Here is a 23,766-nt window from a genome sequence, read left to right as displayed (position 1 = left end):
GGATGGGAATGTCGGGCACGCTGCGCGACGACCCACCTCCGGCGCAGCCGCAGTCATCACTGCCCGCTGCCGCGCCGGTGTTGTCCACCGCCCCGGCCGGCCCCGTCGAGCGCCGGGTGGCGCTCGGCGTGGTCGTGGCTTCGGTGCTGGTCTTCACCGGCCTGGCGCCGCTGGCCACCACGCCGCTCACGCCGGTGTGGTCGTTCATCCCGATCTACCAGACCGCGCTCATCTTCGGCGACCTGATGACGGCCCTGCTGCTGCTGGGCCAGGCGCGCATCGCACGCAGCCCCGGCCTGCAGGTGCTGTCGTGCGGCTACTTCTTCACCGCGTTCATCGCGGCGATGCACATGCTCACCTTCCCGGGGCTGTTCGCGCCCACGGGCCTGCTGGGCGCCACACCCCAGAGCACGGCGTGGATCTACATGTTCTGGCACACGGGCTTCCCGGTGTTCGTGCTTGCCTATGCCTTGCCCGCCCGCGGTGCGGACTCGGCCCCGCCGGCTGCAGCCGGCCGCCCGCCGGGCGCCGGCGTGGTGGTGTTTGCCTTCGTGGCCGCGGCGCTGTGCGTGATGCTGGCCACCGCCGGGGCGCCCATGCTGCCGGCCATCATGGTGGGCAACCACTATTCGCCGGCCATGCGTGTGGTGGTGGGGTCGGTGTGGATGGCGAGCCTGGCGGCCATCGTGGTGCTGTGGCGGCGCAAGCCGCACTCCATCCTCGACCTGTGGCTGCTGGTGGTGATGTGCGCCTGGGTGTTCGACATCGCCTTGTCGGCGGTGCTGAACGCAGGCCGCTTCGACCTGGGCTTCTACGCCGGCCGCATCTACGGCCTGCTGGCAGCGAGCTTCGTGCTCGTCATGCTGGCGGCGGAGAACGGCACGCTGTATGCCCGCCTGGCCCGGGCCCATGAGCGGGAGCAGCACAAGGCCGCCGACGCGCGCGAACTGAGCCTGCAGCTGGAGGCGGTCAACCTGACGCTGGGCGAGCAGAACCGGCAACTGGAAGAGGCCAGCCGGCTGAAGTCGCAGTTCCTGTCGAACATGTCGCACGAGCTGCGCACGCCGCTGAATGCAGTGATCGGCTTTTCCGAGGTGATGAAGGACGGCCTGGCCGGCGAGCTCACGCCGCAGCAAGGCGGCTACGTGGGCCACATCTTCGAGAGCGGCCAGCACCTGTTGTCGCTCATCAACGACGTGCTGGACCTGTCGAAGATCGAGGCCGACAAGGTGGAGATCGAGTTCTCCGCGGTCGACCTGGACGCCATGCTCGCCGACAGCGTGGCCCTGCTGTCGGACAAGGCTGCCTCCACCCAGGTGCGGCTGCGCCTGGAGGCCACGCACACGCTGGGCAGCTTCATGGCCGACAAGCGGCGCCTGCGGCAGATCGTGCTGAACCTCCTGTCCAACGCCATCAAGTTCACGCCGGCTCACGGGCAGGTGAGCCTGCATGCACGGCTGGTGGACCGCGCCACCGCCGACAGCGCCTTGCCCGGCTTCGGCCTGGGCGTGCGCATGACCTTGCCGGACAACGCGTTCCAGCGCTTCGTGGAACTGTCGGTGGTGGACACCGGCATCGGCATCACGCCCGAGGATGCACGACGCCTGTTCATGCCGTTCACGCAGATCGCCAACCAGCTGACGAAACGCATCGAGGGCACCGGGCTCGGCCTGGCGATGGTCAAGCGCCTGGCCGAGCTGCATGGCGGCACCGTGGCGGTGACCAGCGAGACCGGCCGGGGCAGTTGCTTCACCGTGTGGCTGCCGTGGCGCGAGGCCGAAGCTCCCGTGGCAGTGGACACCGTGCCCGCACCAGCCGCCGCGCGGGCCACCGCGAACCCAACGCCGCTGGCCCTCATCATCGAAGACGACGACGAGGCCGCCGCGCTGATGATGCTGCAGTTGCGCACCGAGGGCTTCGAGGTGCGCGCCGTGACTTCGGCGGAGGCGGCCCTCGCACTGACGGGCAGCATCACGCCGGACGTGATCACGGTCGACATCCTCTTGCCGGGCATGGACGGCTGGGAGTTCATCGAGCGGCTGCGCGACGTGCCGGCCTGGGCGGACATTCCCGTGGTGGTGGTCTCGGTGATGGCCGACCACCGCCGCGGCTTCTCGCTGGGCGCCTCGCTGGTGCTGCAAAAGCCGGTGGGCCGCCACGTGCTGTCACGCGGCCTGGCGCGCATCGGCCTGAAGCCAGGCGGCGATTCGACGGTGCTGGTGGTGGACGACGATGCCAACGCGGTGGAGATCATGGCCACGCACTTGCGCCAGTCGGGCTACACGGTGCTGCGCGCCACGGGCGGCGCCGAGGGCATCGAGCTGGCCCGCCGCTACCGCCCCGACCTGATCGCGCTGGACCTGGAGATGCCCGAGGTGAGCGGCTTCGACGTGGTGGAGGCCCTGAGCGGCCATCCAGGCACATCGGGCATTCCCATTGTGATCGTGACGGCGCGGCAGGTGACGCCGGCCACCCGCAAGCGGCTCAATGGCCACATCCACGACATCGTGGACAAGGTGGGCTTCGACAGGGGCCGCTTCATGGGCGAGGTGCGACGGGCGATTTCGCGTCAGGCCGAGGGAGCCTGATTCGTTTTTCGCGGGATCGGGAGAGCGGGCTGTGTGTGCTGCTCCGCTCATGCCCGACGCCAAGGCGTCGGGCGCTCGCCAGGCACAAACAGTCCACTGGACTGTTTGTGTCCGGGCTCTCTCCCCCGGACCGGGCTTCGTCCGGCCCTCCTCCTTTACTTCGCTACGCAATGCGCCCAGCCCACTCGATCCTGCACTGGGTTTTCGCGGCGAGGGTGCGGCACGGCGGTGTTTGCCGAGGCCGATGGGGTGGCTGACGTAGCGAAGTAAAGGAGGAGGACTGGGCGCAGCCCAGGCCGGGGGACATGAGCGGAGTCGGCCACCCCATCGGCCTCGGCAACCCACCCGAAACCACAGCCATCAGCCTTCGCAGACAATCGCCCGATGACCGCCGAAATCACCACAGAATCCGACCCCGGCACATTGCTGCTGGTCGATGGCTCCAGCTACCTCTACCGTGCCTTCCACGCGCTGCCGGACCTGCGCAGCCCCGATGGGTTTCCGACCGGTGCGATCCACGGCATGGTGGCGATGCTCAAGTGGCTGCGCGACAAGATTCCCTGCGAGCACGCAGCCTGTGTGTTCGATGCCAAGGGCAAGACCTTCCGCGACGATTGGTATGCCGAGTACAAGGCCAACCGGGCCGCCATGCCCGAAGACCTGGCCTTGCAGGTGGAACCCATCCATGAGGTGGTCAAGCTGCTGGGCTGGCCGGTGCTGCAGGTGCCCGGGGTCGAGGCGGACGATGTCATCGGGACGCTGGCCTGCGCCGCGGCTCGCGGCGGGCACAAGGTCGTGATCTCCACCGGCGACAAGGACTTGGCCCAGCTCGTCACGCCGAAGGTGTCGCTCATCAACACCATGAGCAAGCCGCCCGAAGTGCTGGACGTGGACGGCGTGATCGCCAAGTTCGGCGTGCCGCCGGACCGCATCATCGACTACCTCACGCTCATCGGCGACACCGTGGACAACGTGCCCGGGGTCGACAAGGTCGGCCCCAAGACCGCGGTGAAATGGATTGCCGAGCACGGTTCGCTGGATGGCGTCATCGCCAATGCGGCGGGCATCAAGGGCGTGGTGGGCGACAACCTGCGGCGTGCGCTCGACTGGCTGCCGCAAGGGCGTCGCTTGGTGACGGTAGTGACCGACTGCGATCTCGCGGGCCATGTGATGGACTGGCCCGAGTTCCAGTCGCTCGCCTTCGGCGACGTGAAGCGCGAGGCGCTGCTGGAGTTCTACCAGCGCTACGGCTTCAAGACCATGCGCAAGGAGCTGGAAGCCGAGCTGGCGGGCGATGCAGCCATTGCGAGTGGCGACCTTTTCTCGGAACAGCCTGCTGCTGCGGCTGCTGCTGAACCGCTCAACAAGCACTACGAGACGGTGGTCTCGCGCGAGGCGCTGGACGCGTGGATGGCGAAGATCGAGACCGCGCCGCTCACGGCCATCGACACCGAGACCGACTCGCTGGATGGCATGGTCGCGCGCATCGTGGGCATCTCGCTGAGTGTGGCGCCCGGCGAGGCGGCCTACATTCCGCTGCGCCACAACTACGCCGGCGCACCGGACCAACTGCCTGCGGATGAAGTGCTCGCACGATTCAAGCCCTGGCTGGAGAATCCCGCGAAGCTCAAGCTCGGCCAGAACATCAAGTACGACACGCACGTGTTCGCCAACGCCGGCATCGACGTGCAAGGCTATGCGCACGACACCATGCTGCAGAGCTACGTCTTCGAGGCGCACAAGCCGCACAGCCTGGAAAGCCTGGCCGACCGCCACCTGGGGCGCCACGGCCTGAGCTACGAGGACGTGTGCGGCAAGGGCGCGAACCAGATTCCCTTCGCGCAGGTCGAGGTGAACCGTGCGGCGGAATACTCCTGCGAAGACAGCGACATGACGCTGCACGTGCACCAGACGCTGTGGCCGCGCATCGAAAGCGATGCGGGCCTGCGCCGCATCTACGAAGAGATCGAGATGCCCGTGTCGCAGGTGCTCAAGCGCATCGAGCGCAACGGCGTGCTCATCGACGCTGCCGTCTTGCAGGCGCAGAGCCAGCAGCTGGGCGAGCGCATGATGCAGCTCGAACGCGAGGCCTATGACATGGCCGGCCAGCCTTTCAACATCGGCTCGCCCAAGCAGATTGGCGAGGTGCTGTACACCAAGCTGGCCATGCCCGTGCTCAAGCGCACCGCCAGCGGCGCGCCCAGCACCGACGAAGAAGTGCTGGAGAAGCTGGCCGAGGACTACCCGCTGCCGGCCAAGATCCTGGAGCATCGCAGCCTGTCCAAGCTCAAGGGCACCTACACCGACAAGCTGCCGCTGATGGTCAACCCGGCCACCGGCCGCGTGCATACCAACTACGCGCAGGCGGTGGCGGTGACGGGGCGGCTGTCCAGCAACGACCCCAACTTGCAGAACATTCCCATCCGCACGGCGGAAGGCCGGCGCATTCGCGAGGCCTTCATCGCGCCGCCGGGGCACGTGGTGCTGAGTGCGGACTACTCGCAGATCGAGCTGCGGCTGATGGCGCACATCAGCGAAGACGTGAACCTCGTGAAGGCCTTCGTCGAAGGCATGGACGTGCACCGCGCGACCGCGAGCGAGGTGTTCGGCGTCAAGCCCGAGGAGGTGACGAGCGAGCAGCGCCGCTATGCCAAGACCATCAACTTCGGCCTCATCTACGGCATGAGCGCCTTCGGCCTCGCGTCCAGCCTGGGCATCGAGCGCAGCGCCGCGTCGGCCTACATCGAGCGCTACTTCGCCCGATACCCCGGCGTGAAGCGCTACATGGACGAGACCAAGGCTTCGGCCAAGGCGCAGGGCTTCGTGGAGACGGTGTTCGGCCGGCGCCTGTGGCTGCCGGAGATCAACAGCCCCAATGGCCCGCGCAAGTCGGGCGCGGAACGGCAGGCCATCAATGCGCCGATGCAGGGCACGGCGGCCGACCTCATCAAGCTGTCGATGATCGCCGTGCAGAAGGTGCTCGATGAGGAGCGCCGCGCGACCAAGATGGTGATGCAGGTGCACGACGAACTGGTGTTCGAGGTGCCGGATGCGGAGGTCGAGTGGGCGCGTGCGGCCATCCCGAAGATCATGTCCGACGTGGCGGCAATGAAGGTGCCACTGGTGGCGGAAGTCGGCGTGGGGCCGAACTGGGACGAAGCACATTGAGACCTGGCATTCCAGGCAAGGGAGGATTGGTGATGTTTGTTCGCTGGCTGTCGGCGTTGGCCGTCTTGATGCTGGCCTCGATGCAGGTGTGGGCGGCGGGAGAACCGATCGAGTCGGTCGAGCCTGGCGCGATCGAGGCGCTGGTTCAATCGCACAAGACCGGCATGCTCGTCGTGTCGATCACCTCGCTGGACAGCAATTGCCGTCCGTGCATCCGCGCCAACACGGAGTTCCAGCGGGTCGCGAAGGAGATGGGCGGCAAGGCGCGCTTTGTCCAAGTGGCCTGGCAGCCTTGGTCGCGATTTCCGACGGAGATCCAACCCTTCCTGAAGCAGTACGGCATCCCCGGCGTGCCGGCACGCCTGGTGTTCCAGGACGGCAAGTTCGAAGGGAAGATGATCGGCGAGCCGCCTCCTCCTCCCAAGCCCAGCCCGCTGAACGTCACCGGCTCGATCGAGCAGGTGGACCCGACCAAGGCCGAGCAGGCCGTGGCGAAGTCGAGCGGCGTGGTGGTGGTGATGCTCTCGTCCTTCGAGACCCAGTGCGTCTTCTGCATGAAAGCCAATCCGCTGTTCGAGTCGCTCGCGCAGCGGACGGCATCCGGCGACGCCAAGGTGAAGTACCTGCGCGTCATGTACCGGCCCTGGACCTCCGTCACGCAGGATCACTTTGGCGAGAAGCTCCAGGTCAACGGGCTGCCGGTCTTCCTCACCTACAAGGACGGCCAGCCCGTGCGTCGCAGGAACGGCATTGCGGAGGTGGGTGAGCTGGAGAAGCTGCTGCTGGACGGTGTGCGGTAGCCGTTCAGGGGAATGAGCCACGCGAGTGGCTGACCGGGACAAATGGCGGGCATTGCGGCCATTTCAGACGCGACACCATTCCTGGCCGGTCCTAGGCTTGAGATGGGGTTCGCGCCAGTGTGCCCCTCAAGCCAAACCGACGAGCCTTCACGAGGCGAAACCCAGCCGCGGGTCTTTGGATGCTTGACTCGTGAGAGTCCTCGCTCTCATGAGCGCTTCGTCAAGAGGCGTGCAGTGAGGGTGAGTCAAGAGGCATTCGAACCTTGCCCGCGGAGCGGGAGTTTCGTTGAAGGATGCTGAAAATGAAAACAACAATCTTATGGGCGGTTGCCTTTGTGGGCTTGGGCCTGTGCGGGACTGATGTCTGTACTGCACAGACGGCCCGCCCCGTCCAGGTGCGGTCCTGCTGGGCGGCCATGGATCCGAAAACAGAGGAAATCTACCAGTCCTATTTCGCGTTGAAGGGGGTAGACACCACGACCCTGTCCGTTGACATCAAGGAAATGTACAGAGGCGGTCACGGGAGTACCTACAAGGTGATCACGTGGAGCCACACGGTGCCAGGTGACAAATGCGGTGACGCCAAGCCGGCGTGGTTCCCATATCCATAGTCGCTTGCGGCAGAAGAAGGCCCTCCGGGGCCTTCTTCCATTCCAGGCTCGCTGCCGCCCGCGTCAGTTAGCATCCCCACCCAATGAACCTGCCCTACGAACTCCAGATCGGCTGGCGCTACACCCGCGCCGGGCGCGCCGGGCGGCGCAATGGCTTCATCTCCTTCATCTCGGGCGTGTCGATGCTGGGCATCGCACTCGGGGTGGCGGCGCTGATCATCGTGCTGTCGGTGATGAACGGCTTCCAGAAGGAGGTGCGCGACCGCATGCTGTCGGTGGTGGCGCACATCGAGGTCTACGAAGGCCACGGCGATGCGCTGCAGGACTGGCACGCGCTGGCCGACAAGGCACGGACGAACAAGGCCGTCGTGGGTGCGGCGCCCTTCATCGCCGCGCAGGCGCTGATCGCCCGCGGCGACGACATGCGCGGCTCCATCATCCGCGGCATCTCGCCCGATGACGAGGCCACCGTCACCGACCTCGTCCGCGCCACCCGCTCCACGACCTTTGGCAAGCTGGAGTCCGGCGCCTGGAACATCGTGCTCGGCGGCGAACTGGCGCGCAACCTGGGCGTGCACGAGGGCGACCAGGTCACCATCGTCGCCCCCGGCGGCCAGATGACGCCCGCCGGCGTGGTGCCGCGGCTCAAGCACTTCACGGTGGTGGGCATCTTCAATGCCGGCCACTACGAGTACGACAGCGGCCTGGCCTTCATCCACGTGGACGATGCCGCCAGGCTCTTTCGCGTGGCCGGCCCGACCGGCGTGCAACTGCGCCTGAAGGACGTGCACGCCGCGCGCGAAGTGGCCGACCAGCTCGCCGGCATCCTGGGCCCGGAGGTCGAGGTCCGCGACTGGACGCGCACCAACCGCAACTGGTTCGACGCGGTGCAGATCGAGAAGCGGCTGATGTTCATCATCCTCACGCTCATCGTTGCGGTGGCGGCCTTCAACCTCGTGTCCACGCTGGTGATGACGGTGACGGACAAGCAGGCCGACATCGCCATCCTGCGCACGCTGGGCGCCACGCCGCGTTCCATCATGGGCGTGTTCATGGTGCAGGGCGCGGCCTCGGGCGTCATCGGCACGCTGACGGGCATGTTGCTCGGGCTGCTGGTGGCCTTCAACATCGACGTGATCGTGCCGGCCATCGAGCGCCTGCTGAACACCAGCTTCCTGCCCGGCAGCGTCTACCTCATCAGCCGCATGCCCAGCGACCCGCAGAGCGCCGACATCGTGCCCATCGTCCTCATCTCCTTGCTGCTGTCCTTCGTGGCCACGCTGTACCCGAGCTGGCGCGCCAGCCGCGTCCAACCCGCGGAGGCGCTGCGCTATGAGTGACGACCTGGTCATCCGCGCGCTGGGCCTGCACAAGCGTTTCAGCGAAGGCGGGCTGGACGTGCACGTGCTGCAAGGCGTGGAGCTGAGCGTGAAGCGCGGCGAGACGGTGGCGGTGGTGGGTGCATCGGGCTCGGGCAAGAGCACGCTGCTGCACCTGCTGGGCGGCCTGGAAGCGCCCACGACCGGCACGGTGGAACTGCAAGGCCGCGACTTTGCCCACATGGGTCCGGCGGAGCAGGGGGCGTGGCGCAACCAGCACCTGGGCTTCGTGTACCAGTTCCATCACCTGCTGCCCGAGTTCACCGCGCTGGACAACGTGGCCATGCCGCTGCGCATCCGCCGGCAGACGGTGAACGAAGCGCGCGAGAAGGCGCGCGAGGTGCTGGGGCAGGTGGGGCTGGCGGCCCGCGTCGACCATCGGCCCTCGCAGCTCTCGGGCGGCGAGCGCCAGCGCGTGGCCATCGCCCGTGCACTGGCCGGCAACCCGGCCTGCGTGCTCGCCGACGAACCCACCGGCAACCTCGACAAGAAGACGGCCGACACGGTCTTCGGCCTGATGATGGACCTGGCCCGCAGGCAGGGCATGGCCTACGTGATGGTCACGCACGACGAGGTACTGGCCTCACGGTGCGACCGGGTGCTGCGCCTGAACGGTGGACGACTGGCCGCTTGAGCGTGGCCGAGGTGGGTGCGGCGGACCGAGCCTGCCGTCTTGATACCGTCTTGATGCCCGCCGAGCGGAACTTGCCGACATCTTGATGCCCATCTTCCTAGGATGACTCTCCATGAAAGGAGGGCGTCCGGATGGATGTCGTTTATCTCGCGCTGGCTGCTGCGTTCTGGCTTTTGATGGCCGGCATGGCCGCAGGCTGCGCCACCTTGAAGGGGCCTGCGGCATGAGCTGGCTCCATGTGCTGGGCAGTGCCGTGTCGGTGGGCCTGCTGATCTATCTCGTCGCCGCGCTGGTGCGCCCGGAGAAGTTCTCGTGACCGCGCACGCCTGGACATTGCTCGCGGTGTACACCGTGGTGCTGCTCGTGCTCGCGGTGCCCATGGGGCGCTACATCGCCCACGTGGCGGAAGGCCGCCTGGCCTTCGCGAACCGCATCGAGGGGCTGCTCTACCGCATCGCAGGCATCAAGGCCGAGGCCGAGATGGGCTGGCTTCACTACGCCATGGCCATCCTGATCTTCAACGGACTGGGCGTGCTCGTCGTCTATGCCTTGCAGCGGCTGCAGCTGTGGCTGCCGCTGAACCCGCAAGGCCTGGCCAACGTGTCGCCGGATTCGTCGTTCAACACCGCGGTGAGCTTCGTGACCAACACGAACTGGCAAGGCTACAGCGGCGAGCAGACCATGAGCACCCTCACGCAGATGCTGGGGCTGGCCGTGCAGAACTTCTTCTCTGCCGCCACTGGCATCGTGGTCGTGGTCGCACTGATCCGCGGCTTCGCCAGGCACACGAGCACCAGCGTGGGCAACGCATGGGTGGACCTCACCCGGGTGACGCTGTGGATCCTGCTGCCAATCTCGTTCGTCTATGCCCTGTTCCTCGTTCAGCAGGGATCGCCGCAGAACTTCGATGCCTACAAGGACGTGCAGACCCTGGAGGTGACGAAGTACCAGGAGCCCAGGCAGGCCGCCGACGGCCAGCCCATGAAGAACGACAAGGGCGAGCCGGTGATGGAAGACAAGGCCACCGGCCGGCAGACCCTGGCGATGGGGCCGATCGCTTCGCAGGAAGCCATCAAGATGCTCGGCACCAACGGGGGCGGTTTCTTGAACGCCAATTCGGCGCACCCCTACGAGAACCCGACGGCCTTGGCCAACTTCGTCCAGATGCTGTCGATCTTCCTGATCCCGGCGGGCCTGTGCTTCACCTTCGGCCGCATGGTCGGCGATGCGAGGCAAGGGTGGACGTTGTTGATCGCCATGACGGTGCTGTTCGTGGCAGGAGCCATCGCCGCCACGGCCTTCGAGCAGCAGGGCAATCCGCGGCTGGCTGCGCTGGGCGTGGATCAATCCGCGACTGCCAGCCAGGCAGGCGGCAACATGGAAGGCAAGGAAACGCGCTTTGGCATCGCCGAGACGGCGCTGTTCGCCACCATCACCACCGATGCGTCGTGCGGCGCGGTCAACGGCATGCACGACTCCTTCACGCCACTGGGCGGCATGGTGCCGCTGGTCAACATGCAGCTGGGCGAAGTGGTATTCGGGGGCGTGGGCACGGGGCTGTACGGCATGCTGGTGTTCGCCATCCTCGCGGTGTTCATCGCGGGGCTGATGATCGGCCGCACCCCCGAGTACCTCGGCAAGAAGATCGAGGCCTACGAGATGAAGATGAGCTCCGTCGCCATCCTGGTCACGCCCTTGCTGGTGCTCCTGGGCGCGGCCGTCGCAGTGATGGCCGAACCCGGCCGCGCAGGGGTGGCCAACCCCGGCGCACACGGCTTCTCTGAAGTTCTCTATGCCTTGACATCGGCGGCCAATAACAACGGCAGTGCCTTCGGCGGCATCTCGGCCAACACGCCGTTCTACAACGTGCTGCTGGCGGTGGCGATGTGGTTCGGCCGATTCGGCGTGATCGTGCCGGTGCTGGCCATGGCCGGTTCGCTCGCAGCCAAGAAGCGCCTGGCGGCCACCACCGGAACCATGCCTACGCACGGACTGCTCTTCGTGTCGCTGCTCATCGGCGTCGTGTTGCTTGTGGGCCTGCTGAACTACGTGCCGGCGCTGGCGCTGGGCCCGGTCATCGAGCACCTGATGCTCTGGAAGTGATCCATCCATGACCCGCAAGACATTCACACTCTTTGACCCTGCGCTGATCCGGCCCGCCGTGGCCGATGCATTCAAGAAGCTGGACCCGCGCGTCCAGTGGCGCAACCCGGTGATGTTCGTCGTCTACACCGGCAGCATCATCACCACGATCCTGTTCTTCCAGGCCCTGGGCGGCAGCGGCGAGGCGCCGGCCGGTTTCATCCTCGCCATTGCGCTGTGGTTGTGGTTCACCGTGCTCTTCGCCAACTTCGCGGAGGCGCTGGCCGAGGGGCGCAGCAAGGCGCAGGCTGCATCCTTGCGCAGTCTGAAGAAGCAGACCTGGGCCAAGAAGCTGGAAGAGCCGCGTTTCGGCGGCAAGTGGCATCCCATCGAGTCGTCTGACCTGCGCCGCGGCGATGTGGTGCTGGTGACCGCGCAGGACGTGATTCCGGCTGACGGCGAGGTGATCGAGGGCGTGGCCTCGGTGGATGAAAGTGCCATCACCGGCGAATCCGCGCCCGTCATCCGTGAGAGCGGCGGTGATTTCAGCGCCGTCACCGGCGGCACGCGGGTGCTGTCGGACTGGATCGTGGTGCGCATCACCGCGAATCCGGGCGAGACCTTCGTGGACCGCATGATCGCCATGGTCGAGGGCGCCAGGCGCCAGAAGACGCCCAACGAGATCGCGCTGACCATCCTGCTGGTGGCGCTGACCATTGTGTTCCTGGGCGTCACGGTGACGCTGCTGCCGTATTCGATGTACAGCGTCGATGTCGCCAAGGCCGGTTCGCCCATCACCGTGACGGTGCTGATCGCGCTGCTGGTGTGCCTCATTCCCACCACCATCGCGGGCCTGCTGTCGGCCATCGGCGTGGCCGGCATGAGCCGCATGATGGAGGCCAACGTGATCGCCACATCCGGCCGCGCGGTGGAAGCCGCGGGCGACGTGGATGTGCTGCTGCTGGACAAGACCGGCACGATCACCCTGGGCAACCGGCATGCGTCGGCTTTCGTGCCAGCGCCCGGCGTCAAGGAGGGCGACCTCGCCGATGCGGCGCAGCTCGCCTCGCTGGCCGACGAGACGCCCGAGGGCCGCAGCATCGTCGTGCTGGCCAAGCACAGGTTCAACCTGCGCGAGCGCGACCTGCAATCCCTCGGGGCGCACTTCGTGCACTTCTCGGCGCAGACGCGCATGAGCGGGGTGGACCTGCCGCTGGCGGTGCAGGAGCAGATGGTCGTGGGCGGCAGCCATACGCCGGCGCGCGTGCGGCAGCTGCGCAAGGGGGCGGCCGAAGCCATCCGCAAGCACGTCGAGTCGCTGGGCGGCAGCTTCCCTGCGCAGGTGCAGGCCACGGTCGACGACGTGGCACGCCGCGGCAGCACGCCGCTGGTGGTCGCCGACGGCCTCAAGGTACTGGGCCTCATCGAACTCAAGGACATCGTCAAGGGCGGCATCAAGGAGCGGTTTGCCGAGCTGCGCCGCATGGGCATCAAGACGGTGATGGTGACTGGCGACAACCGGCTGACCGCGGCGGCGATCGCGGCGGAGGCGGGCGTGGACGACTTCCTGGCCGAAGCCACGCCGGAACAGAAGCTGGCACTCATCCGCCAGCACCAGGCCGAAGGCCGGCTGGTGGCCATGACGGGCGACGGCACCAACGACGCACCCGCGCTGGCCCAGGCCGATGTGGCGGTGGCCATGAACTCCGGCACGCAGGCCGCCAAGGAGGCCGGCAACATGGTCGACCTGGACAGCAACCCCACCAAGCTGATCGAGGTGGTGGAGACCGGCAAGCAGATGCTGATGACGCGCGGGTCGCTGACCACCTTCAGCATCGCCAACGATGTGGCGAAGTACTTCGCCATCATTCCGGCGGCCTTCGTCACCACCTACCCGCAGCTGTCGGCGCTGAACGTCATGCACCTGGCAAGCCCGAACTCGGCCATCCTGTCGGCGGTGATCTTCAATGCGCTGATCATCATCTTCCTCATCCCGCTGGCCTTGAAGGGCGTGCCTTACAAGCCGCTGGGCGCAGCGGTGCTGCTGCGCCGCAACCTGCTGGTCTACGGCGTGGGCGGCGTGGTCGTGCCGTTCATCGGCATCAAGCTCATCGACCTGCTGCTGAGCGGCGCAGGACTTGTGTGAAGGCCATCAAATCATGAAGACACTCATCCGTCCCTCCATCACCTTGTTCGTCGTCTTGAGCATCGTTTGCGGTGTGGCGTATCCGCTGGCCGTGACCGGCGTGGCCATGGCGGTGTTTGCGCCGCAGGCGGCAGGCAGCCTCGTCTACAGGGACGGCAAGCCCGTGGGTTCCTCCCTCATCGGCCAGAACTTCAGCGACCCGAAGTACTTCTGGGGACGCCCGTCGGCCACCAGTCCCATGCCGTACAACGGTGCCGGGTCCGGCGGATCGAACCTGGGCCCGCTGAACCCGGCGCTGGTGGATGCGGTCAAGGGCCGTGTGCAGGGCTTGCGCGACGCCGACCCGGGCAACACCCTGCCGGTGCCGGTGGATCTCGTCACGGCATCCGCCAGCGGACTGGACCCTCACATCAGCCCGGCTGCTGCGGCCTACCAGGCGCCGCGCGTGGCCCGCCTGCGCGGCATGCCGGTGGATGCGGTCGGCCTGCTGATCGCTCGTAGCACGGAAGACCGGCTCTTCGGCCTGCTGGGCGAGCCGCGGGTGAATGTCCTGGCGTTGAACCTCGCACTGGACGAGGCCACACCACGCAGGCCCTGACCCAAGGATCACAATGGCATCGAATGACCGAGCACACGCGTCCTGACCCCGACGAATTGCTGCAGCGCCTCAAGCAGCAAGAGGCGCTGGCCGCGCGTGGCAGGCTCAAGGTGCTCTTCGGCGCTTCTGCAGGCGTGGGCAAGACCTTCGCGATGCTCTCGTCCGCGCACGCACAGAAGCTGCAGGGCGTGGATGTGGTGATCGGCGTGATCGAGACCCACGGACGCGCCGAGACTGAAGCATTGGTGGCGGGTATCGAGCGCCTGCCGATGAAGGACGTGAGCTACCGCGATCGCACGCTCAAGGAATTCGATCTCGACGCGGCGCTCGAACGCAAGCCGAAGCTCATGCTGGTGGACGAGCTGGCCCACTCCAACGTGCCCGGCTCGCGCCACCCCAAGCGCTGGCAGGATGTCGAGGAACTGCTCGACGCAGGCATCGATGTGTGGACCACCATGAACGTCCAGCACCTCGAAAGCCTGAACGACGTGGTCAGCGGCATCACCGGAGTCCGCGTCTGGGAGACGGTGCCTGATCGCGTGTTCGATGAGGCCGATGAAGTCGTCATCGTCGATCTGCCGCCCGACGACCTGCTGCAACGCCTGAAGGAGGGCAAGGTCTACCTGCCGCACCAGGCCGAGCGCGCGGTGCGCAACTTCTTCCGCAAGGGCAACCTCATCGCCTTGCGTGAGCTGGCCCTGCGGCGCACGGCCGACCGGGTGGACGACGAGATGCTTCAGTACCGTCGCACGCTGTCGGTGGCGCCCGTGTGGCAGACGCGCGAAGCCTTGCTGTTGTGCATCGGGCCGGACGAGCGCAGCGAGAAGCTGGTGCGTGCCGCTGCCCGCATGGCGGCACAGCTCGATGTCCCGTGGCGCTGCGTCTACGTCGAGACGCCCGGTTTGCAGCGGCTGCCCGAGGCCAGGCGGCAGCAGATCCTGCGCGTGCTCAAGCTGGCGCAGGACGCCGGCGCGGTCACCGCCACGCTCACCGGGAACACGCTGGCCTCGACGTTGGTGAAGTACGCGCATGAGCACAACCTGTCGCGCGTCGTGCTGGGGCGTGACACAGGGCGATGGCCCCGGCCGTGGCGCTTGACGCTGGCCGAAGCGGTCGGGGCCCTGGGCCAGGATCTCGATGTCATCCAGATCGCGCTGCCGCCACGGGAGCGGATGCAGCGCTTGCCGGCACCGGGCGCGGCGCCGTCGCCATCCACCGGCGGGGCCTGGCGGCCTTATGCGATGAGCGCGGCCGTGTGCGGCGCCGTGGCCTTGCTGGCCGCGCCACTGCATTCGGTGTTCGACCTGTCGAACATCGTCATGGTGTTCCTGCTGGCGGTGGTGTTCGTTGCCACGCGCTACGGTCGTGGTCCGGCAGTGCTCGCGGCCTTCCTGAGCGTGGGCGCCTTCGACTTCCTGTACGTGCCGCCGCGCTTCTCCTTCAGCGTGACAGACGTGCAATACCTGCTGACCTTCGGCGTGATGCTGGTGGTGGCACTGGTCATCGGCCAGCTCACCGCGGGCCTGAAATTCCAGGCCCGCGTGGCCACGATGCGCGAGGAGCGGGTCAGCTCGCTGTACGAGATGTCGCGCGACCTCTCCGGCGCCTTGATGGCAGAACAGGTCGCGGAAATCGCCTCGCGCTTTCTGCGCTCGGAGTTCGAGGCCCGCGCCGCACTGATGATCGCCGGGCTGGACGACAAGCTGCAACCGCCCGTCGCCGCCCAGGACCTCCCCAAGGGCGTGGACCAGGGCGTGGCGCAATGGGCCTACGACCACTCGGAAGCGGCCGGCCATGGCACCAACACGCTGCCGGCCTCGCCCATGCTGTACCTGCCGCTGAAGGCGCCGATGCGCCTGCGCGGCGTGCTCGCCATCGACCCGGCCAATCCGCTGCGGCTGGCGGGGCCGGAGCAGCGGCGCCTGCTGGACACCTGTGCCTCGTTGCTGGCGCTTTCGCTGGAGCGCATCCACTACGTCGACGTGGCCCAGAGCAGCACCCTTCAAATGGAATCCGAACGCCTGCGCAATTCCCTGCTCGCCGCGATCTCGCACGACCTGCGCACACCGCTGTCGGCGCTGGTGGGCATGGCCGAGTCACTGCCGCTGACGCCGCAAGCGCAAGCCGGGGAGCGGGCCACGGCCATCAAGGAAGCGGCGCTGCGGATGAACTCGCTGGTCAACAACCTGCTCGACATGGCGCGGCTGCAGGCCGGGCCGGTGCAGCTCAACCGGCAATGGCTTCCACTGGAGGAACTGGTGGGCAGCGCGCTCCAGGCGATGGCGCCGTCGCTGGACGTGTCGCGGGTCAAGGTGGTGCTGGCGGCGGACCTGCCGCTGGTTCAGGTGGATGCGGTGCTGATGGAGCGTGTGTTTTGCAACCTGCTGGAGAACGCACACAAGTACACCCCGCCGGGCAGCCCGATCGAGATCAGTGCGGTGGCCGACAGCCAGCAGGTGCGCATCATGGTCGATGACCGTGGGCCGGGTTTACCGCGCGGTCGCGAGGAAACCATCTTCGAGATGTTCGAGCGCGGCCGCAAGGAGAGCTCCACCGCGGGCGTGGGCCTCGGGTTGGCCATCTGCCGCGCCATCGTGCAGGCCCATGGCGGGCGCATTCGCGCCGAGAATCGCGCGAACCAGGGTGCGCGTTTTTGCATCGAGCTGCCGCGCGGCGAACCGCCCGCAATGCCTGGCGCGGAGGAAGAAGGAACAGCATGAGCGGCAATCCGACCAAGATCCTTGTCGTCGAAGACGAGGCCGAAATCCGCCGCTTCGTGTGCCTGTCGCTGGAGCGCGCGGGCGACTTCGAGGTGTTCGAGGCCGATACGGTGGCACGCGGACTGATCGAGGCTGGCACGCGGCGGCCGGACCTGCTCATCGTCGACCTCGGGCTGCCCGATGGCGATGGCGTCGACCTGATCCGCGACCTGCGCGGCTGGTCCGACGCGCCGGTGGTGGTGCTGTCCGCCCGCACCGCGGAGGACGACAAGATCGAGGCTCTGGACGCGGGGGCCGATGACTACCTCGTGAAGCCCTTCAGTGCCGGTGAACTGCTGGCGCGGGTGCGCGCCCACCTCAGGCGGCAGGCGGGCGGCCCGCGCAACGGCAACTCGGTGGTCGAGTTCGGCGAAGTCAAGCTGGACCTGGCCAGGCGCATCGTGGAGCGTGCCGGCCAGCCGCTGCACCTCACGCCCAACGAGTACCGGCTGCTCACTCATCTCACCGCGCACCCGCAATGCGTCATCACGCATCGGCAATTGCTGAAGGCCGTGTGGGGCCCCAACCATGCGCAGGACACGCACTACCTGCGCGTGTACATGGGACAGTTGCGCAAGAAGATCGAAGACGACCCCGCACAGCCCAGGCACCTGCTGACGGAGACGGGCATCGGCTACCGCTTCGTGCCGTGAAGCGAGCCGCAGGACCACTGCCCGAACAGGTGGCTGGCCGGCGCGCCCGGGAACAGCCAGTGCGGCGTGCATTCGCTGGACGGCACACAGTTGGCGAACCCGTGGTCGGTTGATGGCCCGGCGATGCACTTCTCCTGCACCATCGACAGGTACTGGTCGATGCTGCTTTCCTGCGTGTTGCCGTTGAGGATGACCTCCGCGCCCGTGGCCTTGGCGTAGCGGCGGATGGCGTTTTGGCGCGAATGCTCGGGTGCCCAGCTGTCGGCAGACACGCCGTTCTCGCTGCTGACGCGGATGCCGTCCGGTGTGCGGATGACCAGGGAGTGGTTGCCCCCGGTGTGCCCGGGCGTGTGCACGAACGCGATGCCGTGGCCGAACTGCACGCTGCCGTCGAAGGCGGTCACGCGCGAAGCGTCGATGCCCTCGGTCCCGCCAGGGCAGTACCAGTCCGACTGCAATGGCAGCAGCGCGCGGGCACTGGCCCACTCCTGGCGATGCACCAGCAGCCTGGCCTTGGGAAAGAGCCCGTCGTCACCCAGCCAGCGGCGCAGGTCCTGCGTGTGGAGATGATCAAAGCTGAGATAGTCGACCTCGGTGGGCGAGACGCCGCAGGCGGTGAGGGCCTGAGGCACCGTGGCGTACACGGGTGCCATGGCGCCGTGCAGGAACGAGGGTGTCTTCTGCGCCAGCCGCTGGAAGAAGGGCGTGGCCCGGCCGCGCTCATGGTCGCTCGCGCCGAACAGCAGTGTGCGCGCCTCGCCCTCGAAATCGACGAAGCGGATCACCGTCATCCGCGTGAGCAGGTGCACCATCAGCGGCTTGATCACCGCCTGCGCATAGACGCCGGTGAAGGCGTACCAGCTCGGGTAGGGCACCCGCAGCAGGTCCAGGCTGCGTGCGCCGGTGATGACGGGCTCGTCCAGGAAGCGCTCGCGGAAGGCGGCACTGCGGCGACGGATCTCGCGCAGCCGGTCCAGGGGCGATGCGGCGTCGCGCGCGCCATCGAAGTCGGCAAGGGCCTGCATGGGGTCAGGCCGTCTGCTGCCGCAGCAGCTTCAGCACGCGCAGCGCACGCAGCCAGCTGCCCGGCTTCCACAGGCTGGGCTTGCCCATGAGCTGGCGCGCGATGCCCATCGCGTCGAAGTACACCCGCTCGCATTGGAGCACCGTGCCCTCGAAGATGAAGAAGGCCGTCATGCGCGTCTCGAACGACGCGCCTGTGGGCTTCACGCCCGAGTCATGGCCCGAGTGCGTGCCGCGCAGCCAGAACTCCACGATCACCGCGTCGTCCGCATGCCGCAGCGCGATGAGCTCGTTGCGCTGGTCCGGGAACATGCGCCGCGAGCTCATGTAGTAGCCGTTGACCGCCTGCGTGCCATCCAGCGTCTTGCCGCTTGGAATGATTTCGTAGTGCGGATGCGGGAAGGTGCCGAGCACCCGCTCGAAGTGCTTGGTGTTCTCGTTTTCCATGTGCTCGCGCACGATGCGTTCGCGCGTGCTGCGCACGAGCTGTGTCTGTTCCGTCTCGGTGTGATTCATGATGGTGTGGCGTGGTGCGGACGCCTACTATCGGTAACGCTTTTCCTGCTGACTGTCGCGTTCTGTCATTTGCAGCCCCGGACAATCCCGCATGACTTCTGCCGCCACAGCCAACGACCCGATGCGCCTGCCCGACGAGGTGCAGTCACTGCTGCTCGCGCAGTCGCGCTTCAAGCCGCTGGTGGCCGGCGAGTCGCTCTTCCTCAAGGGCTCGATGCCCGATGCACTGTTCGGCGTGGTCAGCGGCTGCCTTCGCGTGAGCGTGTCGGCCGAGAACGGCCGGCAGGCGGTGATTTCTCTGCTGGAGCCGGGCCACTGGTTCGGCGAGGTGTCGCTGCTGATCGGCCGGCAGCGGGTCTACGACATCATCGCGGTGGAGCCGGGCGAGGTGGCCATCGTCAATGCGGAGGACTTCCACCGGCTCATCGAGGAGCGCCCTGACGTGCACATGGCTTTCACGAAGCTGGTGTGCCTGCGGCTGCGCGTGGCGCTGTCGTGGATCGACGACGTGATCCTCATGCCGCTGGCCGCGCGCCTGGCCAAGCGCATGCTCTCGCTGGAGACGCGCGTGCACGACGGCACCACCATGCTCGGCGTGTCGCAGGAAGACCTGGCCGCGATGCTGGGCGTGTCACGCCAGAGCGTGAACCGGCAGTTGCGGCAATGGGAGGCCGAGGGGCTGGTGCGGCTGCACTATGGGCGCATCGAATTGCTGGATGCGGCGGCCATGGCCAAGGTCACATGACCCGCCCGAACCACGCCACCGACAGCCCGGCGGCCAGCACCACCAGCACCGCCGCGGCGGCTGCGAACAAGCCGCTGATCTCGGTTTCCTTCTTCTCCACCACGAGCCGCGTGCTCAGCGACTGGTAGACCTTCTTCAAATCGGCTGCGGTGCCGGCGTAGAAGTATTCCGCCCGCGTGGCGCTGGCGATGTTCTTCAGCGCGTCCTCGTCCAGCCGCACCCGCATGCTCCAGCCTTCGAAGCCGATGGTTTCGCCGTCCTTGGTGCCGATGCCCACCGCATAGACCTTCACGCCGCGGTCGGCGGCCATCTTGGCGGCGTCCATGGGGTCGGGCCCGGTGGTGCGCTGGCCGTCGGTGAGCAGGATGATCGCGCCCGAGCCGTAGGAGCCCGGCGCCACCGGCTCAGGCTCCTTCTTCTGCTTGTCCTTCGGGCCCACGGGCATGTTGCGTGCGCCGGTGATCTGCGAGAGGTCGATGCCCGCCTCGGGGAACAGCGTGGCCAGCGAGAGCACGATGCCGCTGCCGATCGCCGTGCCGCGTTGAAGCTGGAAGCGGTCGATCGCGGCCACGATGTCCTCGCGGCTTTGCGTGGGCGGTTGCACGACAGCCGCCGTGCCGGCGAACGACACCACGCCCACGCGCACGCTGCGCGGCAGGTCCTTGATGAAGGCCTTGGCCGCCTCCTGTGCGGCCACGAGACGGTTGGGTTGCACGTCCGTGGCCTGCATGCTGCCGGAGACGTCCATGGCGAGGACGATGGTTTCCTGCTGGCTGGGCAGCGTCACGATGGCCAGCGGCCGCGCAGTCGCAACCAGCAAGGTGGCGACGGCCAGCAGCAACAGGGCCGGCGGCACGTGCCGGCGCCAGCCTGGGCCCTTGCCGGCCGCCTGCTTCACCAGCGCCAGGCTGGCGAATCGCACCGTGTTCTTCTTGCGCCGGTACAGCAGCCACGCGTAGGCCAGCACCAGCAACGGCAGGCTGAGCAACAACCACAGCAGATCGGGCCAGGCGAAGGTCATGACTGCTCCCTTGCTGACGAGGCGGCGCCCGTGCGAAGCAGATGCACCGGCAGCCCGCCGCCCGAGGACAGGCGGCTGCGCTGGCGCCTCATGTCGGCAAAACGAAGCACTGCATCCACCAGATCATCATCGGTCGCCAGTTCGAGCGTGTCCACCCCCGCATGCAGCAGGGCTTCGTGCAGTTGTTCCTCGTTGTGCTGGGCAGCTTGCATGAAGCGCTCGCGAAAGCGCGGGTCGTGGGTGTCGACGAACATCTGCTCGCCGGTTTCGGCGTCCTGGATGGTGACGAGGCCCAGGTCCGGCAGTTCCATTTCGGCCGCGTCGTACAGGCGGATGGCCAGCACCTCGTGGCGCTGCGCCAGGCGCGCGAGGCCCGCTTCCCAGCCGGGTTCGCTCATGAAGTCCGACAGCACGAAGACCATCGAGCGCCGCGGGATCATGCCGCGCGCGGCCTCCAGCAGGCGGCGCAGCTGCGTCGGCGATTCACTGCGCGGTGCCTGGTAGCTTTGCATGCGCTGCAGCATGTGCAGCACGTGCATGCGGCTGTGGCGGGCGGGCAGCACGGCGTCGACGTCCGAGCCGAAGAAGATCGCGCCCACGCGGTTGCCGTGCCGCGTGAGCAGCCGCGCCAGCACGGCGGCGAATTCCGCCGACACCACGCGCTTGGTGCGCTCGCCCGAGCCGAAGTCCACGCTGCCGCTCAAGTCCAGCAGGAACCAGGCATTGAGCTCGCGGTCTTCGGTGAACTCGCGCACGTGCGGCGTCTGCAGCCGTGCGGTGACGTTCCAGTCGATGTGGCGCACGTCGTCATGCAGCTGGTATTCGCGCAGGTCGGCGAAGTCCAGCCCGGCGCCGCGGAACAGCGTCCGGTAGTCGCCCTGGAGCATGCCGTCCAGGCGGCGGATCACCGTCCATTCCAGACGGCGAAGAATCGCTTCAGCCGTTGTTGCGCTCATTGGCCATGGGTTTGTCGGGCTTGGGAACCTTGCTCACGATCTGCGAAACGATCTGGTCCGGGCTCAGCCCTTCGGCCAGCGCTTCGTAGCTCAGCACCAGGCGGTGCCGCAGCACGTCGGGCACGAGGTCGACCACGTCCTCGGGCAAGGCATAGGATCGTCCGCGCAGCATCGCCATGGCACGCGCGCCTTCGATGAGGCCGATGGTCGCGCGGGGGCTGGCGCCGAAGCTGATGAACTTCGAGAGATCAGGCAGGCCATGCCGCGCAGGCTCGCGCGTGGCCGACACCAGCTTCACCGCGTACTGCATCAGCGACGGGTCCACGTAGACCTTGCGGCATTCCATCTGCAGTTCGCCCAGCTGCCCCGTGCTCACCACCGGCGTGACCACGGCGGGGTCGCCCGTCACGCGCTGCACGATCACGAACTCTTCTTCCTCGCTCGGGTAGCCCACCACCACCTTCATCATGAAGCGGTCCACCTGCGCCTCGGGCAACGGGTAGGTGCCTTCGGTCTCGATGGGGTTTTGCGTGGCCATCACCAGAAAGGGCGACGGAACTTTGTGCGTTTCGCCTGCAATCGTTACTTGCCGCTCCTGCATCACTTCCAGCAGCGCGCTTTGCACCTTGGCCGGCGCGCGGTTGATTTCATCGGCCAGCAGCAGGTTGGCGAACACCGGGCCCAGCGAGGTGCTGAAGTCCCCGGTCTTCTGGTTGTAGATGCGCGTGCCCACCAGGTCGGCGGGCACCAGGTCGGGTGTGAACTGGATGCGCTTGAAGCTGCCGCGCAGCGTGGTGGCCAGCGTCTTGACGGTGATGGTCTTGGCCAGCCCCGGCACGCCCTCGACCAGCAGGTGCCCCTGCGCGAGCATGGCCACCATCACGCGTTCGAGGAACTTGTCCTGCCCGACGACGACGCGCTTGACCTCGTACAGGATGCGCTCCATCAGGCTGGCGGTGTCTGGCGTGTCCATGCGGCTCCTTGATGTGAATGCAGCGTTGGAGAGTTCAGAACGGCGGCATGCCCGCGGCGGCGGCGGCGTTCTCGATGGGCACTGCGAAGCCGATGCCGATGAAGGTGCCCTGCTCGCCGGGGTTGAGGATGGCGGTGACGATGCCCACCACCGCGCCGTCCATGGTGACCAGCGGCCCGCCGGAATTGCCCGGATTGGCGGCCGCATCGAACTGGATCAGGTTGGTGAGCCGTTCGCCTTCGGGCGCGCGGAAGCTGCGCTTGAGCCCGGAGATGACGCCGCCCGAGGCGGAGGGGCCGATGCCGAAGGGGAAGCCCACGGCCAGCACCTCGTCGCCCGGAATCAGGTCGCCGGTGCCGCGCATGGTGGCGGGCTGCAGGTCGTCGGGGATGCTCTTGGCGCGCAGCACCGCGAGGTCGTTCTCGGCCTGCACGCTGACCAGGTTGGCATCGGATTCATGCCCGTCCGCGAAGGTGACGCGGATGCGCTTGGAGCCCGCCACCACATGCAGGTTGGTGAGGATGGTGCCGTTGTCCACGATGACCACGCCCGTGCCGGTGGAACGCGAGTGCAGCCGCGGATCGTCGCCGGGCTTGGGATCGTCCTTGTCGTCGTCGCTGCCCACGATGCGCACCACCGACGGGCGGATGGCCGCGTAGGCCCGCGCATAGGGCGAGGGAAGCACCTCCTTGACCAGCGACTGCTTGACGGCGTTGTCGATGTCCTCCTGCGTGAGGATTCGCGAGGGTGCGAGCATCGCACGCTGCAGCCCGGCGCCGGTGAAGACCAGCAGCACGGCGACGGCCGCCCACAGGGGCGCGCGATGGCGGGTGAAGAACTGGTGGAGGCGCTGGCGCCGCGTGGGTATGGCGGCAGGCGCCGTGGCGGCAGGGATGGGGCCGGCCGCGGTGGGCGGTGGCGAGGAGGGCGCGGTGGAAGGGTCTCGCGCAGGCACCGTCACCTCTGGCCGGGTTGTGGAACCCAGTCGATGGCGTGAACGGCTGTAAAGCGGAGCCTTCTTCATCGCTGCACCCCCTCGGCTTGCCTTCAGCAAGCCCGGTGCCTGAAACGTATCACGGCCACGCGTTTCGTGCACGTGGGGGGAAGTACAAAG

General features: G+C 67.3%; 18 protein-coding genes. 12 read left to right on the top strand and 6 right to left on the bottom strand.

Annotation, left to right across the window (positions count from 1 at the left end; all coding sequences use genetic code 11):
* Positions 1-2 precede the first annotated feature (2 nt).
* From DZC73_RS03500 to DZC73_RS03450, 11 genes are all read left to right on the top strand, one after another.
* Entirely contained in the window at positions 3-2,588 is a 2,586-nt protein-coding gene (locus DZC73_RS03500; protein ID WP_235834970.1) for a response regulator, read from the top strand.
* Positions 2,589-2,972: 384 nt separating this feature from the next.
* Positions 2,973-5,756, top strand: coding sequence for a DNA polymerase I (gene polA, locus DZC73_RS03495; protein WP_124538794.1), 2,784 nt, complete (start codon positions 2,973-2,975; stop codon positions 5,754-5,756).
* Positions 5,757-5,788: 32 nt separating this feature from the next.
* Positions 5,789-6,556 (top strand): thioredoxin domain-containing protein, encoded by a 768-nt coding sequence (locus DZC73_RS03490; protein ID WP_124538793.1) that lies wholly within the window; start codon positions 5,789-5,791, stop codon positions 6,554-6,556.
* 694 nt (positions 6,557-7,250) lie between these two features.
* Positions 7,251-8,507 (top strand): lipoprotein-releasing ABC transporter permease subunit, encoded by a 1,257-nt coding sequence (locus tag DZC73_RS03485; RefSeq protein WP_124538792.1) that lies wholly within the window; start codon positions 7,251-7,253, stop codon positions 8,505-8,507.
* Entirely contained in the window at positions 8,500-9,180 is a 681-nt protein-coding gene (lolD, locus tag DZC73_RS03480; protein ID WP_124538791.1) for a lipoprotein-releasing ABC transporter ATP-binding protein LolD, read from the top strand. Before DZC73_RS03485 ends, lolD begins: the two co-directional genes overlap by 8 nt.
* A 223-nt stretch (positions 9,181-9,403) precedes the next feature.
* Complete coding sequence (kdpF, locus tag DZC73_RS03475) at positions 9,404-9,496, top strand: K(+)-transporting ATPase subunit F (protein WP_124538790.1); 93 nt, start codon at positions 9,404-9,406, stop codon at positions 9,494-9,496.
* Positions 9,493-11,283, top strand: coding sequence for a potassium-transporting ATPase subunit KdpA (kdpA, locus tag DZC73_RS03470; RefSeq protein ID WP_124538789.1), 1,791 nt, complete (start codon positions 9,493-9,495; stop codon positions 11,281-11,283). The genes kdpF and kdpA overlap by 4 nt, the downstream gene beginning before the upstream one ends.
* A 7-nt stretch (positions 11,284-11,290) precedes the next feature.
* Complete coding sequence (kdpB, locus tag DZC73_RS03465; RefSeq protein ID WP_124538788.1) at positions 11,291-13,408, top strand: potassium-transporting ATPase subunit KdpB; 2,118 nt, start codon at positions 11,291-11,293, stop codon at positions 13,406-13,408.
* A 13-nt stretch (positions 13,409-13,421) separates the two neighbouring features.
* Positions 13,422-14,006 carry a potassium-transporting ATPase subunit KdpC gene (kdpC, locus tag DZC73_RS03460; RefSeq protein ID WP_124538787.1) on the top strand — a complete coding sequence of 195 codons (585 nt, stop codon included), beginning with the start codon at positions 13,422-13,424 and terminating at the stop codon, positions 14,004-14,006.
* Between the two features lie 23 nt (positions 14,007-14,029).
* Positions 14,030-16,726 (top strand): two-component system sensor histidine kinase KdpD, encoded by a 2,697-nt coding sequence (gene kdpD, locus DZC73_RS03455; protein WP_124538786.1) that lies wholly within the window; start codon positions 14,030-14,032, stop codon positions 16,724-16,726.
* Positions 16,723-17,418, top strand: a complete 696-nt coding sequence (locus DZC73_RS03450; protein ID WP_124538785.1) for a response regulator — start codon at positions 16,723-16,725, stop codon at positions 17,416-17,418. The genes kdpD and DZC73_RS03450 overlap by 4 nt, the downstream gene beginning before the upstream one ends.
* Here DZC73_RS03450 and DZC73_RS03445 read toward each other — a convergent pair.
* Together DZC73_RS03445 and DZC73_RS03440 are read right to left on the bottom strand one after the other, a co-directional pair.
* Positions 17,400-18,443, bottom strand: a complete 1,044-nt coding sequence (locus DZC73_RS03445) for an MBL fold metallo-hydrolase (RefSeq protein ID WP_124538784.1) — start codon at positions 18,441-18,443, stop codon at positions 17,400-17,402. The genes DZC73_RS03450 and DZC73_RS03445 overlap by 19 nt on opposite strands.
* Before the next feature lie 4 nt (positions 18,444-18,447).
* The gene (locus DZC73_RS03440) at positions 18,448-18,957 is read right to left on the bottom strand and encodes an ester cyclase (RefSeq protein ID WP_124538783.1); all 510 of its coding nucleotides are present in this window, start codon (positions 18,955-18,957) and stop codon (positions 18,448-18,450) included.
* Positions 18,958-19,048: 91 nt separating this feature from the next.
* Between DZC73_RS03440 and DZC73_RS03435 the strand changes: the two genes are divergently transcribed.
* A complete protein-coding gene (locus DZC73_RS03435; protein ID WP_124538782.1) occupies positions 19,049-19,702 on the top strand; it encodes a Crp/Fnr family transcriptional regulator in 654 nt (217 codons plus the stop codon).
* Here DZC73_RS03435 and DZC73_RS03430 read toward each other — a convergent pair.
* From DZC73_RS03430 to DZC73_RS03415, 4 genes are read right to left on the bottom strand one after another with little or no spacing between them, the layout of a single operon-like run.
* A complete protein-coding gene (locus DZC73_RS03430; protein ID WP_124538781.1) occupies positions 19,695-20,723 on the bottom strand; it encodes a VWA domain-containing protein in 1,029 nt (342 codons plus the stop codon). The two genes, DZC73_RS03435 and DZC73_RS03430, sit on opposite strands and share 8 nt — an antisense overlap.
* On the bottom strand, positions 20,720-21,679 hold the full coding sequence (locus DZC73_RS03425; protein WP_124538780.1) for a DUF58 domain-containing protein: 960 nt from the start codon (positions 21,677-21,679) through the stop codon (positions 20,720-20,722). The genes DZC73_RS03430 and DZC73_RS03425 overlap by 4 nt, the downstream gene beginning before the upstream one ends.
* Positions 21,660-22,652, bottom strand: coding sequence for an AAA family ATPase (locus DZC73_RS03420; protein ID WP_124538779.1), 993 nt, complete (start codon positions 22,650-22,652; stop codon positions 21,660-21,662). Before DZC73_RS03420 ends, DZC73_RS03425 begins: the two co-directional genes overlap by 20 nt.
* 34 nt (positions 22,653-22,686) lie before the next feature.
* Entirely contained in the window at positions 22,687-23,676 is a 990-nt protein-coding gene (locus tag DZC73_RS03415; RefSeq protein WP_124538778.1) for a S1C family serine protease, read from the bottom strand.
* Positions 23,677-23,766: the final 90 nt, after the last annotated feature.

It is taken from the genome of Rhizobacter terrae (genome assembly GCF_003852895.1).
Classification (GTDB): domain Bacteria; phylum Pseudomonadota; class Gammaproteobacteria; order Burkholderiales; family Burkholderiaceae_C; genus Albitalea; species Albitalea terrae.
Note: the sequence above shows the minus strand (reverse complement) of the source record. Positions and strands in the feature narration are given on the sequence as shown.